The organism is Mesorhizobium sp. M8A.F.Ca.ET.021.01.1.1 (assembly GCF_003998025.1).
Classification (GTDB): domain Bacteria; phylum Pseudomonadota; class Alphaproteobacteria; order Rhizobiales; family Rhizobiaceae; genus Mesorhizobium.
Map to the genome: position 1 here is coordinate 1 of NZ_RZSJ01000984.1, position 1,033 is coordinate 1,033.

Consider the following 1,033-nt stretch of genomic DNA (forward strand, 5'->3'; position numbering starts at 1 on the left):
GCGATGGCAGCGAAGTGTCGGTCGGCGAGACCGGCGCCAAGGCCGCCGGCGGTTCACGCTCGGGACTGGCGGCGCGCGGCAAAGCCTATCTGATGAGCAAATACGGCGTATCGAACGAATACGCCTCGGGCCTGATCGGGCAATTCGCCGCCGAAAGCAATTTTAACGTCGATGCCATCAACCGCAATGACGGCGGCGACGGGTCGCACTCGATCGGCATTGGCCAGTGGAACGGCCGCCGCGCGCGCAATCTGAAGGCATTCGCCGCCAACGCCGGCAAGCCGGTCAACGATTTCGAAACCCAGCTCGACTTCGCCATGCATGAGCTGAAGACATCGGAAGCCGGCACTGGCCGCCGCCTCGCCGCCGCGCGCACGGTCGAGGAAGCGACCGCCGCGGCTGTCGGCTTCGAGCGGCCGCAAGGCTGGACGCCGCAGAACCCGACCGGCGCGCTGGGCTGGAAACACCGCCTGGCGGCGGCGCGCTCGGTCTACGGCACGGCTGTGGCGGCGGCTGGTGGCGCTGCGCCCGACACGACGGCGAGCGTTGCAGCGCCGGCCAGTCCGACGCCGGACAAATTCACGATCGGCGGCGGAACTTTCCGGCCGACCGGCACCGACACGATTCGCGGTCGCGCCTTCGATGAGGCCGGCACCAAGACCTATCTGCAGATGGTCGACAGTGAAATGCGCTCGACCACGCAACAGGTTTTCCAGAAGTACCGCGACGATCCCGTGAAGCTGCAACAGGCGCTGGGCGACCTCAAGGGCGCGCTCGCCAAGGATCACGTCTTTCCCGAGATCCAGGCGGACTACGAAGTCGGCTTCGATCGGCTGGCCGGCAGCTATATGGGGCAGGCGCGCGAAAATCTGGCGCGCAAGGTGGAAGCGCAGGATCGCGCCTCGTTCATCGAGCGCACCAATGAGCTGGAAACCAACCAGCAGCGCCGACTGGCCGACTTCGACCCCGGTAGCGCCGACGCCGCCAACGCGGTGGCGGCAGATCAGGCGGCGATTGACGATCACTATGACGA

General features: G+C 66.7%; 1 protein-coding gene. It reads left to right on the forward strand.

Annotated features, from left to right (window positions below):
- Window positions 1–1,033: phage tail tip lysozyme (locus EOA36_RS37615; RefSeq protein ID WP_245464570.1), on the forward strand; the 1,033-nt coding region annotated here is incomplete at both ends.